The sequence below is a fragment of the Desulfosediminicola flagellatus genome (assembly GCF_005116655.2).
Classification (GTDB): domain Bacteria; phylum Desulfobacterota; class Desulfobulbia; order Desulfobulbales; family Desulfocapsaceae; genus Desulfopila; species Desulfopila flagellata.
Genome location: NZ_CP050698.1, coordinates 489,576 through 502,815, shown reverse-complemented (window position 1 = coordinate 502,815; position 13,240 = coordinate 489,576). Strand labels below are relative to the sequence as shown.

Genomic DNA, 13,240 nt, shown 5'->3' with positions numbered 1-13,240 from the left:
TCCTTACCTCCTGGAAACCTGAATTGCCTTCAAGGCAGCTGCAGTGGAATTCTGAGTAGTTGTAACAACATCAGCAGCCTTCTTAGCACAACCAGCTGCAATCATGCCTTTATCAGCATCAGTGATTACAAAACCATTACTATCCATCTCAAGAGCAGTTGGTGCTCCCTGTATGGAAAGTGAAGGTTGCATACCAGTTGCAAGGACAGCCATATCAACTTTCTGGGAAAGTTTTTCCATGGTAATAGCATTCTCTGCAATCAGAGTAACGCTACCATCTGCCTCAGGAATAATCTCAGCGACCTTGCCTTTTATAAATTCTGCATTTGCGTCGGCCATACGAGCTTCACGGAATTTCTCGTATTTTCCAGGTGTGCGAAGATCAATGTAGAAAACATAAATTTTAGCATCCGGGTACTGTTCGCGAATGTATGTCATCTGCTTGAACGTTGCCATACAGCAAATATGTGAACAGTATTCGAGATGATTTTCATCACGGGATCCTGCACACTGAACAAAGCCGATAGATTCTATTTCTTTATTGTCGCCAGGGCGAACAATTTTTCCAGCAGTAGGCCCACTAGGAGCAGCCATTCGTTCTAACATCATATTGGTGATGATAGAATCAGATTCTGCAAACTTTAAATTCTCCATCTTGGTCGCATCGTAAGGAACCCAACCTGTCGCCCAGATAATAGAAGCAACATTAATGGTTACGGTTTCTACTGCCATATCAAGATCAACTGCATTGTACTTACACGCTGATTTAACGGCTTCAGCACCTTCAGCAGAAAGTCCTTCCTTATTGATCACATAACGACGAGGAAACGCCATTTCATGAGGAAGATATGCAGCTTTACTTTTACCAAGACCAAAGTTGAAATCGCTATCAATCTCGTCTGGACATGCAACCGCACAATCGCCACAAGCAGTACAGTTGCTGTTAACGAAACGAGGTGCGATTTCTAACGTAACCTCATAATTTCCAGGACCACCTGTAACTTCCTTGACAGTGGTCATAGAATATGTGCGAATTCTACGATTTTCCTTGATGCGACGGAAATTAATTTCCAGCCCACAACTCGGTGGACACATTTTCGGAAAATACTCATTCAACTGGGCAACCCTGCCACCAAAGGTTGGGCTTTTTTCGACCAGGAATACGTCGTTTCCGACTTCGGCGGTCTCCAGAGCAGCTGTCAGGCCACTGATTCCTCCGCCTACGACCAAAACTGCACCAGTGGTGCCTTGCTCGTCAGTCATACCTTTCCTCCATAATTACTCTTAAAAATAATATATTGACCATTGGCACATTCTCAGCATGGCATCTCCATACTTTGAACATATATGCCAACTATTGGACTAAAACCTACAAAACCAGAAAAATTAAAATCATCAAATCTTTTTTTAACTTATGTAGATCAAAGCAATTAAATTCCTTTGCCCTTCATAAAACAAAAAAAGGCCTAGATAGCAAAAAATCTCCAGGAATCATACAATTCCTGGAGATTTTCACTACATCATATCAAGACTTTCGCCCTTGTACCATTACAGCCAAGGTTCGGTCTCAATGATGTTCACAACCTCAACCTTCTCACAGAGCCATTCTTTGGTCTCTGGGTTGAAAGTAGAGTTAACGAAACACTTCCAGTTTTCGTCATCACAGGTTGGGAAATCAGATCTGTAGTAGAATCCTGGGTAACGGGATTCTTTACGGAACTCGATGTGACGGATATGAGTCTCAACACACCAGATACGATGGTAGTTCTCCCAAGCTCTCATGAGCTCATGGAGGTCACCAGCACCCATCTTCTCAGCATCTTCACGAAGCATCTGAAGAAGATCAAGACAGATGTTCAGAAGCTTACCAGAGGTCATGTAGTATGTAGCAACACCACCACCATACTCATCGGTAGCTTTCATGAGACGCATCATCATACCAGCAGGCTTACAGTAGTTAGGATTCACATCTTCAGCTGTAGATGCATCCTTGAACTCATTGTAACGCTTAACTGGAGCGTAGATCTCGTCAGCAAGTTCCTGAGGAGTCTGCTTAAGCTCAGGGGTGAAATCAGCATTGTCACGACAGAATTTAACCATCTGCTTAGCAGCAATACGACCCTCAGCATGAGAACCAGAGGAGAACTTATGACCGGAAGCACCAACACCATCACCAGCAGTGAAGAGACCGTCAACTGTGGTCATACGGTTGTAGCCCCACTTGTACTTGTGAGCACGAGATTCGTTAGCAATCTCAGGTACCCAGTCTTCTTCCGGACCAGAGGTCCAGATACCACAACAACCGGAGTGAGATCCGAGCATGTATGGTTCGGTTGGCATAATCTCAGAACCTACTTTCTCAGGCTCAACGTTCATACCAGCCCAGAGACCAGCCTGACCAACGGACATATCAAGGAAATCTTCCCACGCCTCAGACTCAAGGTGTTTCCAGAATTTCTTGAGAGACTTCTCGTCCATACCAGCTTCGCGACGCTCGTCAAGGAAAGCATTCAGAGCAACGTCGGTAGCCATATAGATAGGACCACGACCTTCTTTCAGCTCGTTGATCATCAAGTGGTTACGAAGACAGGTAGGAGTAACTGGAGACGCGCCGTAAGGCATGAACTTAGAAAGCTCTTCCTTAGCTGCATCGCCCATTGCATAAAACTCGCCCAAGCCGTTAGCAACTTTAGCTTTGAAAAGAAGGAACCATGCACCAACAGGACCGTAACCATCTTTGAAACGAGCTGGGGTGAAACGGTTTTCCATCATGGTAAGGGTAGCACCAACCTGAGCACACATGGTGTAGGTTGAACCAGCATTCCATACTGGGTACCATGCACGACCTTTACCTTCACCGGTAGAACGTGGACGGAAAATATTAACCGCACCACCACAAGCAACCATTGCAGTTTTGCAACGGAAAACATGTACTTTGTTCTCACGGGTAGAGAAACCAACAGCACCAGCGATCTGGTTTGGCTTGTTCTTGTCAAGGAGCATCTTCACGATGAAAACACGCTCAATGATGTTATCAGCGCCGAGAGCGGTAGCCGCAGGCTCAGCAACGATACACTTGTAAGACTCACCGTTGATCATGATCTGCCATTTACCGGTACGTACAGGCTGTCCGCCTTCACGCAGGGTAGGAGCAGGCTTAGAACCGTCGAGGTTCTCGCCGTCTGCATCTTTCTTCCATACTGGCAGACCCCATTCTTCAAACAGCTTTACTGACTCATCTACGTGACGTCCACAGTCATAGATAAGATCTTCACGTACAACGCCCATCAGATCGTTACGAACCATTTTTACGTAGTTCTCGATCGGATTCTCACCAATGTAGGTGTTAATAGCAGAGAGACCCTGCGCAACAGCACCAGAACGCTCAAGAGACGCTTTGTCTACAAGTACGATCTTCATATCAGCTGGAGCCCACTTCTTAATTTCGAAAGCGGTACCACATGCAGCCATACCACCACCGACGATGAGAACATCTACATCATGCTCTACAACCTCAGGGTCGACCACGGCAACTAATTCACCTTTGGGTTTATTTGGTAATGCCATATTGAAATCTCCTTAAATAAATACTAAAGATTTTTTTTTTGCTTGCTAGTTTCAAATTCCAAACGCCTGATTACTTAGGTGTTGGGAGATCGGCCTCGAGAAGAAGACATTCGTCATCGAGATTAGCACCTGTCTCACCGACATAAGCGTTAGCAGCACCCTCAGCGGTTGTACGCACTGGGAACTTGAAGCGCTTCATTGCACCATTACGAAATTTAACGGTCCACATGATGGAATCGGCACTACGCATTGGATGAACCTGACCGCCCATAGGCACGAAGTCATCATAGCCACGAACAAAGATTGCACCCTGAGGGCAAATCTTTACGCAGGAGTAACACTCCCAGCATGCATCAGGCTCTTGATTGTAGGCTTTCATTTCGCCTTTCTCAAGTACCATCAGGTCGTTCGGACAGATGTACATGCACGCGGTTTTGTCTCCACCCTTGCAGCCATCACATTTGGAAGGATCTACATAACTTGGCATTAAACTACCTCCTCAGTTTGTTTTAACTGTTGTGGTCCTGAACATTCAGGACCAGCTAAGACTTGTACTCTTTACTGCAAAAATACTTACTAAAACTAATTACCCGATAATCTGTATCTTTTTTTTTCAAACAACCAGATAATCAATTGGATACAGCGATATATAAACTTATGTAAACCAACAAGAATTTAATGAATGAATCCTCATTTTATTCAAGACTTTTTCTTATAATTTGTTGCAGTAAGATTGTCAAGAAATTTCAATTTATTCACTAGATGTCTACTCGTAGCTATTTCTCGCCAGAACCTCTCGAGGCTTTGAACCGTCAGCAGGTCCGATCAGGCCTTCACTCTCCATGGTCTCAATCATCCTTGCAGCCCTGTTGTACCCTACTCGCAGGCGTCTCTGCAGAGATGAGATTGATGCCTGACCTGACTCTGTCACAAACTGCACAGCCTCATCATATCTTTCGTCATAATCAGTTTCTGTGGCGACTAATTCGCCAGCAGCTTCTTTTTCTATTTCTTCTATGATTCCCTCATCATATGTTGACTCACCTTGTTTTTTAAGGAATTCAACAATCTGAGCAGTTTCTTTTTCAGAAATAAACGCACCGTGAATACGCTGGAGGTTCGAACTACCCGGAGCAAGATAAAGCATGTCACCAGCACCAAGCAGATGCTCTGCACCACTATTATCCAGGATCGTTCTAGAATCAATTTTAGAGGACACCTTGAATGATATTCGCGTTGGGAAGTTAGCCTTGATCAGGCCGGTCAATACGTCAACAGAAGGCCTCTGGGTCGCCAGAATGAGATGAATTCCCGCAGCTCTGGCCATCTGTGCAAGCCGGGCAATTGCCGCTTCGACATCTTTTGATGCTACCATCATAAGATCAGCAAGCTCATCGACAATAATGACGATATACGGCATCTTGTGTTCTGCTGTTTCGTTATACGAATCGAAACTCTTAACTTTTGCTTCTTCAAGCATCCTGTACCTGCGTTCCATCTCTCGCACAGCCCAGTTCAATGCTTTACTTGCCAGTTTAGGATCAACCACTACAGGATGCAGCAAATGTGGAATCCCCTCGTACCCCGAGAGCTCAATGCGCTTAGGATCAACCATTAAAAATCGAACTTCATCTGGCGTTGCATTGTAAAGAATCGATGCGATTATCGTGTTAATCCCCACACTTTTTCCAGCACCAGTCGCCCCGGCAATTAGCAGATGCGGCATTTTTGCAAGATTTCCGGTTGCAAGATTACCAATAACATCAAGCCCCAGTGCTAAATTCAGTTTTGAGTTGTTATTCCTATATTCCTCAGTACCAAGAAGGTCTCTGATATATACAATTTGACGATTATCATTTGGAATCTCAATACCAAGTGCAGCTTTACCAGGAATTGAACCAACCACCCTGACAGACTTAGCCTTAAGTCCAAGAGCAAGATCGTCAGCTAGCCCAACTATTTTATTTATCTTTACACCAGGTGCAGGCGAAAACTCGTATGTTGTTACAACCGGCCCTGGAGATATTCCTACAACCTTTCCAGAAACTCCGAAATTTTTAAGTTTCTGTTCAAGCTGTTTGGAAATTTTGTAATATACTTCTTTATCGATCTGTTCATGCACCTGATCGTTTTTTGTCAGAAGTGACAATGGGGGAAGTTTCCAATCTCCCCTGGCGAGTTGCGTTGTAGCAAAAGACTCATCAGATTCTTTTTCAACAACCTTTTTAGGTAACTCTTTAACAACCGGCTTACTTGATGCAGGTGCAGCAGGTGATTCAACAACAGGTTTCGGTTCTCTTTCAGTCTTAAGTATCTGCTTGGTGGTTCCTGCCGCGGTGAGAGGTTTCTTTTTCCGCTTAAACAAAGCACCAACAAGTCGAAAACATGCTTTAAAGACGCCCCCAATCAACCGCATCAATTGGTAAGGCGAAAATTGAACTGCCAACATCAGCGATATCAAAAAGATCAAACCGAGCAAAAGGAGTGTTCCGCCATTACCAAGAAACATCTGCACGACTGAAAAGAACCACCTTCCAACCAAACCGCCCGTTTCAATGAGTTCAGGGTCTCTTAGAGAAGTTGCAGAAAGCAAACCACAAAAAGAAATCACTCCGGCGGTAAGGCCTAATGTAACATGAGGAACCCTGTCAAAGGACATTTTCGGACTGAAAAAAAGACAGGACATCACCAGAAGTAAACCGGTCAACAGGTAGCTACTCCACCCGATAATACCCAGCAAACCCAGTGCTATTATTTCACCAATATCTCCGCACCAGTTGCTTCCTGTTTGCAGAGTTGTGGAGAGAAGACTTAAAAAAAGAAAAATAGAAACAAAAATACCCAGTACAGCAACCGATTCCTGTTTGAATCCCGGCCGTGACTGCTCTGTTTTCTGTGCCATAATGTGCAGAACGCTCCTGAAAATGCAATTTAGTAAGAAGTTACGCTAACCGTGCAAGGTGTACACGGTTATAGATGGAATTGCAAGGCTGGGTCGCCCCGGCTAAGGCACCGCTATGAACGCAAAACTGTTTTTACTGCATCAAGCACACCGTTGATAAAAGCTGGCGATTCATCACTACCAAAGCGTTTTGCTATCTCTACAGCCTCATTTATTGCGACCTGATCGGGTATTTCGGTATCCGAGATCATCTCATAGACAGCCAGACGTAAAATATTTCTATCTGTGGCTGCCAACCGGGAAAGACGCCAGTTACTGGCAGCCTCACCGATATTTGCATCGATTTCCCCCTGAATCTTGATAATCCCCTGAAGCAATTCCTGGGCATAGGGTCGGGCTTTCTTATTCACCTGATACAAGGTGCAGAACGCATCGAACCGTTCAACAAGCTCTTCTTCCCGATGCCCCTCTTCCAGTTTAAAATCTTCCTGAAACAAGAACTGTAATGCGGCCTCTCGGGCTCTACGTCGAACTCCCATAAACGTCAACTTCCTGGTTAAAGACGAATACAGGAGGCTGGTTTCTGGACGACTTACGTCCAATAACCTATACCTCCTGATAAATTAAAGTGCAGACTTTTTTATCACAGCCTGCACACTACTCAATTTTAGTGAAGATTGGCAACAAGGTTGGCCATTTCAATTGCAGCAACTGCGACCTCAGACCCTTTATTTCCAGCCTTTGTACCGCTGCGCTCAATTGCCTGCTCAATAGTTTCGGTGGTAAGCACACCAAAAAGAACAGGAAGACCACTATCAAGACTTACCTGAGCAGTCCCTTTAGAAGCCTCATTCACAACAACATCAAAATGCGGAGTCGCGCCACGAATAACTGCTCCGAGGCAGATAATCGCATCATACTTCTGGGTACCTGCAAGTTTTTTAGTCGCAAGCGGGATCTCAAGAGCACCTGGAACCCTTACGACATCAATGTCGGAGTCGAGTGCTCCGGAGCGAACAAGTGTGTCGAGAGCTCCATCAAGAAGTTTCTCTGCTACAAAAGAATTAAAACGGGCTACGACAATAGCGAATTTTTTGCCGTCTGCCTTAAGATTACCTTCAATATAATTTGCCATCTTCTTTCCTCAGCCTTTAATAATCAATGACGTTTAATGAAAACTGCGTAATGAGTATCGACTAATCATCAATCTCAATAAGATGTCCCATCCGGTCACGCTTGCAGACAAGATATCCTAAACTTTCATCACCCGCCTCTATTTCGATCGGGTACCTTGCAACAACTTCAAGACCGTATGCTTCGAGCCCGACAATCTTTTTCGGGTTGTTGGTTAGAAGCGCCATTTTGCTGATACCGAGATCACGTAGTATCTGTGCACCTATACCGTAATCGCGTAAATCAGCATCAAACCCAAGCTCCAGGTTCGCCTCTACCGTATCCAACCCTTTATCCTGCAGGTTATATGCCTTTAGCTTATTAACCAGCCCAATACCACGCCCTTCCTGACGCATGTAAAGGATCACTCCGGCACCTTCCTGGTCTACCATCTTCATTGCCGCATTGAGCTGTAATCCACAATCGCAACGTGATGAGCCGAAAACATCCCCGGTTAAACATTCGGAGTGAACTCGAACAAGTACCTTATCTACCTTGGAGATATCGCCTTTGACAAGAGCCAGATGCTCCATATCATCAACATCGTTGGTGTAGACAATAGAAGTGAACTCACCTGCGTGCTCTGTTGGTATCCGTGCTTCAACCTGCCTGTGAACCAGGATATCCTGATTGAGACGGTAAGCAACAAGGTCTGCAATTGTTGCAATTTTCAGGTCGTGTTCTTTGGCAAATATTTTAAGGTCAGGCATGCGTGACATTGTTCCGTCATCGTTCATGATTTCGCAAATAACACCGGCAGTTCGCATTCCGGCAAGCCTGGCAAGATCTACTGACCCTTCAGTCTGACCGGTACGTACAAGTACACCACCTTTTTTGGCACGAAGCGGAAATATATGTCCCGGGCTGATAAGATCGCGAGGTTTTGCATCCTCTGCAACAGCAGCTTCAATTGTTCTGGCACGATCTGCCGCAGAAATACCTGTAGATACACCGATACGGGCTTCAATGCTTATAGTGAAACCGGTACCATAAGGTGACTTATTATTGGTCACCATCATCGGCAACTCAAGCTGGTCAACAATATCCGGGCTCAAGGTCAGACAAATCAGTCCGCGTCCGTACTTAGCCATGAAATTAATATGTTCAGCAGTGCACGCCTCTGCGGCCATACACAGGTCACCTTCATTTTCACGATCTTCATCGTCGACAAGGATGACCATTTTGCCTGCTCTGATATCTTCAATTACTTCTTTAATAGGACTTACTGCCATAGCTTTCACAATTATATAAAGTTAGCTGAAAACCCGAAAAGGGCTCATTCTAAAGGAACCCATGTTCGGCCAGGAATCCCTGCGAGATCGTCTGCTGTTTATTAGCTGCACCGGAAATCCGGCCACCTGCGAGCAATAGATTCTCTATATATTTACCTATAACATCAACTTCAATATTTACTTCATGCCCACTCTTAAGTTTCCCAAGTGTGGTCATCTTAAGCGTATGGGGAATAATAGATACCGAAAAGCTACCTGGGCTGCAACTATTTACGGTAAGACTTATACCGTCAATGGTCACCGACCCCTTTTCAATAACATATTTAGACTGCTCCGGAGGCATTGAAAATGTAAAGACCGTATAGTCGCCGACAGGATCAATAGTACTCACCGTAGCCATACAATCAACATGCCCGGAGACAAGATGTCCACCTAAACGGTCTGAAAGTTTAAGAGCCCGCTCCATGTTGAGACTATCACCTATCACGAGCTTCCCGAGTTTTGTCCTCGACAATGTTTCTGGAGAGACATCTGCACTGAAGCGACGCCCCGAAATATTGTACGCGGTAAGACAAACTCCACTGCAGGCAATAGATTCACCCTCCATCGGTGCATCAATATCGAATCCGGCCTCAAGATCAAAAGCCAGACCACCACCCACAGTTCTTTTAGCTAATAACTTTCCTGTACCTTGTATTATTCCTGTAAACATTTTTCTCGAAGTAACCGGTTACTAGCCTTTTAGAATATCTTTGGCTTTTTGCTCAAAGGTATCCGCAATAGACTCATGTTTGAAATTCCTATGAATCGAGGCGATTGTACGAAATGTATCAGCAGCTTTCTCAACACTATCAGCATCGATATACACTTCCGCCAGTGTCTCGAGAATTCCTACAGTGCCACGTGGGTCATTATTGCCCTGATAGACGTCTAGTATGTCAAAGCATAATTTGATAGCTTTGTCATAGTTTTTTAATCCCCGATTTACTTGTACAAATCGCTTATTCAATTCAAACAAACTCATAGGATCGCCAAGCTCTTCACACAGATCCCATGCTCTTTGATAATGATTTTCAGCACCGACAAAATCGTTTTTGGCAAGACAAACATGACCAAGCTGATTACTTGCATTGGCAATACCAGCTTTATCACCTTTCTCTTCATAGCCCAGCAGGGCGTTATGCAGAGACATCGCCGCCTGAGACAGGTTGCCATTGCCTATAAAGCGTTTACCCTCATCGTAATCTGCAGCTATTGGATCGACCGGCTCACTGCTTCCCTTCGGCTTATCAGCCATTGGTGCAATATCTTTCAAATTCTGTAAATCATTCATCGTTCTTTTTTAAACCTCCCTGAATTGCAGCAAGGGCACCAGCAGCCTCTTTTGCAACCGTGGTTGAAATCATTCGGCCTTTTTCCCACATCATGAATTCCTCTTCATCTCCACTCAATGTCATAATCTGCATCGAAGCTTCTGAAGCATTAATTCTGCCAAGCAATCTGGCAACATGCCCACGTACGGCAGCATCTGGATGCTGGAGAAAATGAAAAAGATTGTAAAAAGGCGTATCTCTAATCAGGTCAGGACGGGTCTCAGCGATTTCACCAAGTGCCCAGAGCACCTGTACCCGGCTTGTATCCTGCCCAAGAAAATTAAGCAGGTGACGAGTAAAGGCACCAAAAATATCAGGGCGCACGGCAATAACACTTCCAAGGGTTTCGACCATCCCCCAATGCGTGGCGGCGGAATCGTTACATGCCTCGTATAAGCGATGTAATAATTCGGAAACCTGCCCCGGCTCGCGCGTTGCTACTCTTCCGGTAACCTGTCCGATCATCCAGGCAACATGCCAGCGCTTTTCGTCATATGGATCATAAAGAAGCCGCTGCATCAGCCGCAACGTTTTCTTGTCGTCAAAACACAGGGCAACCAGACTATCAACATCAGCCTGCTCGACCAGTTCTTTAACAAGCCGTTTATTGGCCTTCTTTTTAACACGCTTTTCATCTGGAGCAGGCTCGAGAGCTGGACGATCTTCAGCAATCATCTTTTTGACAGTTGAAATCTCAATATCGCTTTCTTTTTTGGCTTTAAGGCGCCCTGCGATTTCATTGATTTCTGTATGCAATCTGACAAAATATAAAACACCACGAACAGGCCGACCATCAACATGACCCTTTTCAAATACTTCGTGACGTTGTTCGTCGTAATTTTCTATTCGCCCAGTCAAGTAATCGTCTTCTGGCAGCAATTCCCAGGCAAAATCCCAGTTATCATTGCAGGCATAGACGAGCGCCTCGACCATTGCAGACCCTACATTATGCCCAGTGGCGTCACTGGTATAAATTGCACCACACTGACAGTCCCCTACGGGAAATTCGTTCAGTCTTCTTTGTTCAGCTTCACGGGGGCGACCAACCCGTTGCCCGCAAAAAGGGCACCAAGGCGGATTTTTAATATCTGATTTACTCATGAGAACTCGATAGTAAAAGGTTGCTCTAAGCTAAAAAATCAGGATACGTGCTCCTGAAGCTTAGCGCTGAAATTCGGGTCTACCGAATATCCGAGTTCTTTTGCCCTCTGCATATGTTTGTACGCTTCAGCAAATTCCTGTTTAAAATATAGAGCAACAGCAAGATTATTATGACCAAGTGCGGAATCAGGGTCAATTTCAAGACCTTTCTTCGCTGCTTTAACAGCACGATCATCCTCACCTTTCATTGTAAGAACAGAGGTAAGATTGAGCCACGCTGTCACAAGTTTTGGATCATATTGAAGTGCCTTCTCGTAGTTTTCAATTGCTTTCTCAAGCTCACTCTGTTGCTGCCAGATGAGTCCAAGATTTGCATATGCCTGAGCAGACTCAGGTTGCACTCTTACAGCTTCTTCATTGAGCTTGAGTGCTTTTTCAAGATCACCCTGACCGAAGTGTATTGCTCCGAGATTAATCATACTGTCGCCATTAAGCGGATCTACTTCGATGGCCTTTTCAAGAGACGCTATAGCATCTTCAATTCTACCTGCTTTCATGTAAACAAGCCCAAGATGATGATGTGCCATTACGGACTCAGGATGCTCTGCACACTTCTTCTCCAACTCTTCGATGACCGTTTCAAGATCTTCATGTTTCTGCTCTGTCATAACTAAACCCCTATCAAAATAAAATAATAGAACATCAATGCATCGACTTAGCGAGAATGCAACTGACGTGACTTTTCTAATTGTACTGCCTTATTAAATGATATATTCAATGCATGACAGCAGTAATTTAGACATAAAAACGGAGTACAATATAGGCACCTTCTGTTCACATGCAAGTATTAAAAGGACGACCTGTTGATTTACCTGAAAACGCTATTGGTTGAATTTGTCCCCACAGGAAATTGTCAGCTCCTTGCTCTGCTGAGATAAAATTCGCTGGGCCTCAACTACATCTTTACTTATCTGGGCCGCGAGTTCCTTCACTCCTTCAAACTTTCGTTCACTACGCAGAAATTTAAGTAAGTTGACTTTTATAGGTTTGCCATAAATATCTTGATTGAAGTCAAAGATGTGAGTCTCAGCAACCAGCGCGTGCTCTCCGAAAGTGGGATTACGACCAATATTTATGATGCCACCATAACATTTTCCATCACAAATAACCTGTGAAACATAGACTCCCAATCGTGGAACCAAATCTTCCTCTGCAAACTTGAGATTTGCAGTCGGGAATCCAATCTCTTTCCCCCCACGTTGTTTACCCAACTGAACCTCACCCCGGATCTGATAACTTCTGCCAAGGAGTCTCCTGGCCGCCACCATATCACCTTCAGCCAACAATTTTCTAATCTGCGTTGAACTCACTAAAGTCTCCTCCAGATAATACGCATCTACAACGGTTACCTCAAACCCCTTTGCCTTCCCCTGCTGCTTCAGAAAAGTGATATTACCAGCTCTGTTTTTTCCAAAAGCGTAATCGTATCCCACAACCAGCTCTTTCATCCCCAGGCGATTAAGCAGGATTTCATCAACAAAGTATTCTGCCGTGGTTGTTGCAAATTCCTTTGTAAAGGGAATCACCAGCATTGCATCGATGCCTGCCATTTCTACCAATTCAAGTTTCTGTTCGCAATTGGAGATCAGCTTGATACCATCGGGTCGAAGAACCTGAAGCGGATGCGGATCAAAGGTAACAGCGACACTCTGCCCCTTACGAAGCTGTGCTCTTCGCGCCACCTCTCCAAAGAGTTGTTGATGCCCCAGGTGGACACCATCAAAATTTCCTATTGTTACGCAGGTGTTACTAAAGCCACCCCTCACATCTTCTATTTTATTGTATATTTTCATTTACTTAAGCATCAATTGCTATTTTTTTAACTTTTGTGA

The 13,240-nt window shown here is 44.6% G+C and carries 12 protein-coding genes; all 12 read right to left on the bottom strand.

All coding sequences use genetic code 11. The features are described from left to right. Positions 1-3: 3 nt before the first annotated feature. The 12 genes from FCL46_RS02050 to FCL46_RS01995 all read right to left on the bottom strand — a co-directional run bounded on the left by FCL46_RS02050 (position 4) and on the right by FCL46_RS01995 (position 13,201). Positions 4-1,263: an FAD-dependent oxidoreductase gene (locus FCL46_RS02050; RefSeq protein ID WP_136810558.1), complete on the bottom strand. Its 1,260-nt coding sequence runs from the start codon at positions 1,261-1,263 to the stop codon at positions 4-6. A gap of 285 nt (positions 1,264-1,548) precedes the next feature. Further along, positions 1,549-3,567 carry an adenylyl-sulfate reductase subunit alpha gene (gene aprA, locus FCL46_RS02045; RefSeq protein ID WP_136810557.1) on the bottom strand — a complete coding sequence of 673 codons (2,019 nt, stop codon included), beginning with the start codon at positions 3,565-3,567 and terminating at the stop codon, positions 1,549-1,551. Between the two features lie 70 nt (positions 3,568-3,637). Further along, positions 3,638-4,054, bottom strand: coding sequence for an adenylyl-sulfate reductase subunit beta (aprB, locus tag FCL46_RS02040; RefSeq protein WP_136810556.1), 417 nt, complete (start codon positions 4,052-4,054; stop codon positions 3,638-3,640). A gap of 279 nt (positions 4,055-4,333) precedes the next feature. Then, complete coding sequence (locus FCL46_RS02035; RefSeq protein WP_136810555.1) at positions 4,334-6,469, bottom strand: DNA translocase FtsK; 2,136 nt, start codon at positions 6,467-6,469, stop codon at positions 4,334-4,336. 113 nt (positions 6,470-6,582) lie between these two features. Continuing rightward, the gene (gene nusB / locus FCL46_RS02030; RefSeq protein ID WP_136810554.1) at positions 6,583-7,008 is read right to left on the bottom strand and encodes a transcription antitermination factor NusB; all 426 of its coding nucleotides are present in this window, start codon (positions 7,006-7,008) and stop codon (positions 6,583-6,585) included. A 128-nt stretch (positions 7,009-7,136) separates the two neighbouring features. Next, entirely contained in the window at positions 7,137-7,604 is a 468-nt protein-coding gene (gene ribH, locus FCL46_RS02025) for a 6,7-dimethyl-8-ribityllumazine synthase (protein ID WP_136810553.1), read from the bottom strand. Positions 7,605-7,665: 61 nt separating this feature from the next. Next, entirely contained in the window at positions 7,666-8,874 is a 1,209-nt protein-coding gene (locus FCL46_RS02020; protein WP_136810552.1) for a bifunctional 3,4-dihydroxy-2-butanone-4-phosphate synthase/GTP cyclohydrolase II, read from the bottom strand. 49 nt (positions 8,875-8,923) lie between these two features. Continuing rightward, entirely contained in the window at positions 8,924-9,586 is a 663-nt protein-coding gene (locus FCL46_RS02015) for a riboflavin synthase (protein ID WP_136810551.1), read from the bottom strand. 21 nt (positions 9,587-9,607) lie between these two features. Further along, positions 9,608-10,207: a tetratricopeptide repeat protein gene (locus FCL46_RS02010; RefSeq protein WP_136810550.1), complete on the bottom strand. Its 600-nt coding sequence runs from the start codon at positions 10,205-10,207 to the stop codon at positions 9,608-9,610. Then, a complete protein-coding gene (locus tag FCL46_RS02005; RefSeq protein WP_136810549.1) occupies positions 10,200-11,348 on the bottom strand; it encodes a DVU0298 family protein in 1,149 nt (382 codons plus the stop codon). The genes FCL46_RS02010 and FCL46_RS02005 overlap by 8 nt, the downstream gene beginning before the upstream one ends. Before the next feature lie 38 nt (positions 11,349-11,386). Next, positions 11,387-12,016, bottom strand: coding sequence for a tetratricopeptide repeat protein (locus tag FCL46_RS02000; RefSeq protein ID WP_136810548.1), 630 nt, complete (start codon positions 12,014-12,016; stop codon positions 11,387-11,389). 213 nt (positions 12,017-12,229) lie between these two features. Continuing rightward, positions 12,230-13,201, bottom strand: a complete 972-nt coding sequence (locus tag FCL46_RS01995; protein ID WP_136810547.1) for a bifunctional riboflavin kinase/FAD synthetase — start codon at positions 13,199-13,201, stop codon at positions 12,230-12,232. Positions 13,202-13,240 lie beyond the last annotated feature (39 nt).

Bases quoted from the DNA above. Each gene is read 5' to 3' on its own strand.
- FCL46_RS02050 (WP_136810558.1), bottom strand. From the start codon at position 1,263: ATGACTGACGAGCAAGGCACCACTGGTGCAGTTTTGGTCGTAGGCGGA.
- aprA (WP_136810557.1), bottom strand. From the start codon at position 3,567: ATGGCATTACCAAATAAACCCAAAGGTGAATTAGTTGCCGTGGTCGAC.
- aprB (WP_136810556.1), bottom strand. From the start codon at position 4,054: ATGCCAAGTTATGTAGATCCTTCCAAATGTGATGGCTGCAAGGGTGGA.
- FCL46_RS02035 (WP_136810555.1), bottom strand. From the start codon at position 6,469: ATGGCACAGAAAACAGAGCAGTCACGGCCGGGATTCAAACAGGAATCG.
- nusB (WP_136810554.1), bottom strand. From the start codon at position 7,008: ATGGGAGTTCGACGTAGAGCCCGAGAGGCCGCATTACAGTTCTTGTTT.
- ribH (WP_136810553.1), bottom strand. From the start codon at position 7,604: ATGGCAAATTATATTGAAGGTAATCTTAAGGCAGACGGCAAAAAATTC.
- FCL46_RS02020 (WP_136810552.1), bottom strand. From the start codon at position 8,874: ATGGCAGTAAGTCCTATTAAAGAAGTAATTGAAGATATCAGAGCAGGC.
- FCL46_RS02015 (WP_136810551.1), bottom strand. From the start codon at position 9,586: ATGTTTACAGGAATAATACAAGGTACAGGAAAGTTATTAGCTAAAAGA.
- FCL46_RS02010 (WP_136810550.1), bottom strand. From the start codon at position 10,207: ATGAATGATTTACAGAATTTGAAAGATATTGCACCAATGGCTGATAAG.
- FCL46_RS02005 (WP_136810549.1), bottom strand. From the start codon at position 11,348: ATGAGTAAATCAGATATTAAAAATCCGCCTTGGTGCCCTTTTTGCGGG.
- FCL46_RS02000 (WP_136810548.1), bottom strand. From the start codon at position 12,016: ATGACAGAGCAGAAACATGAAGATCTTGAAACGGTCATCGAAGAGTTG.
- FCL46_RS01995 (WP_136810547.1), bottom strand. From the start codon at position 13,201: ATGAAAATATACAATAAAATAGAAGATGTGAGGGGTGGCTTTAGTAAC.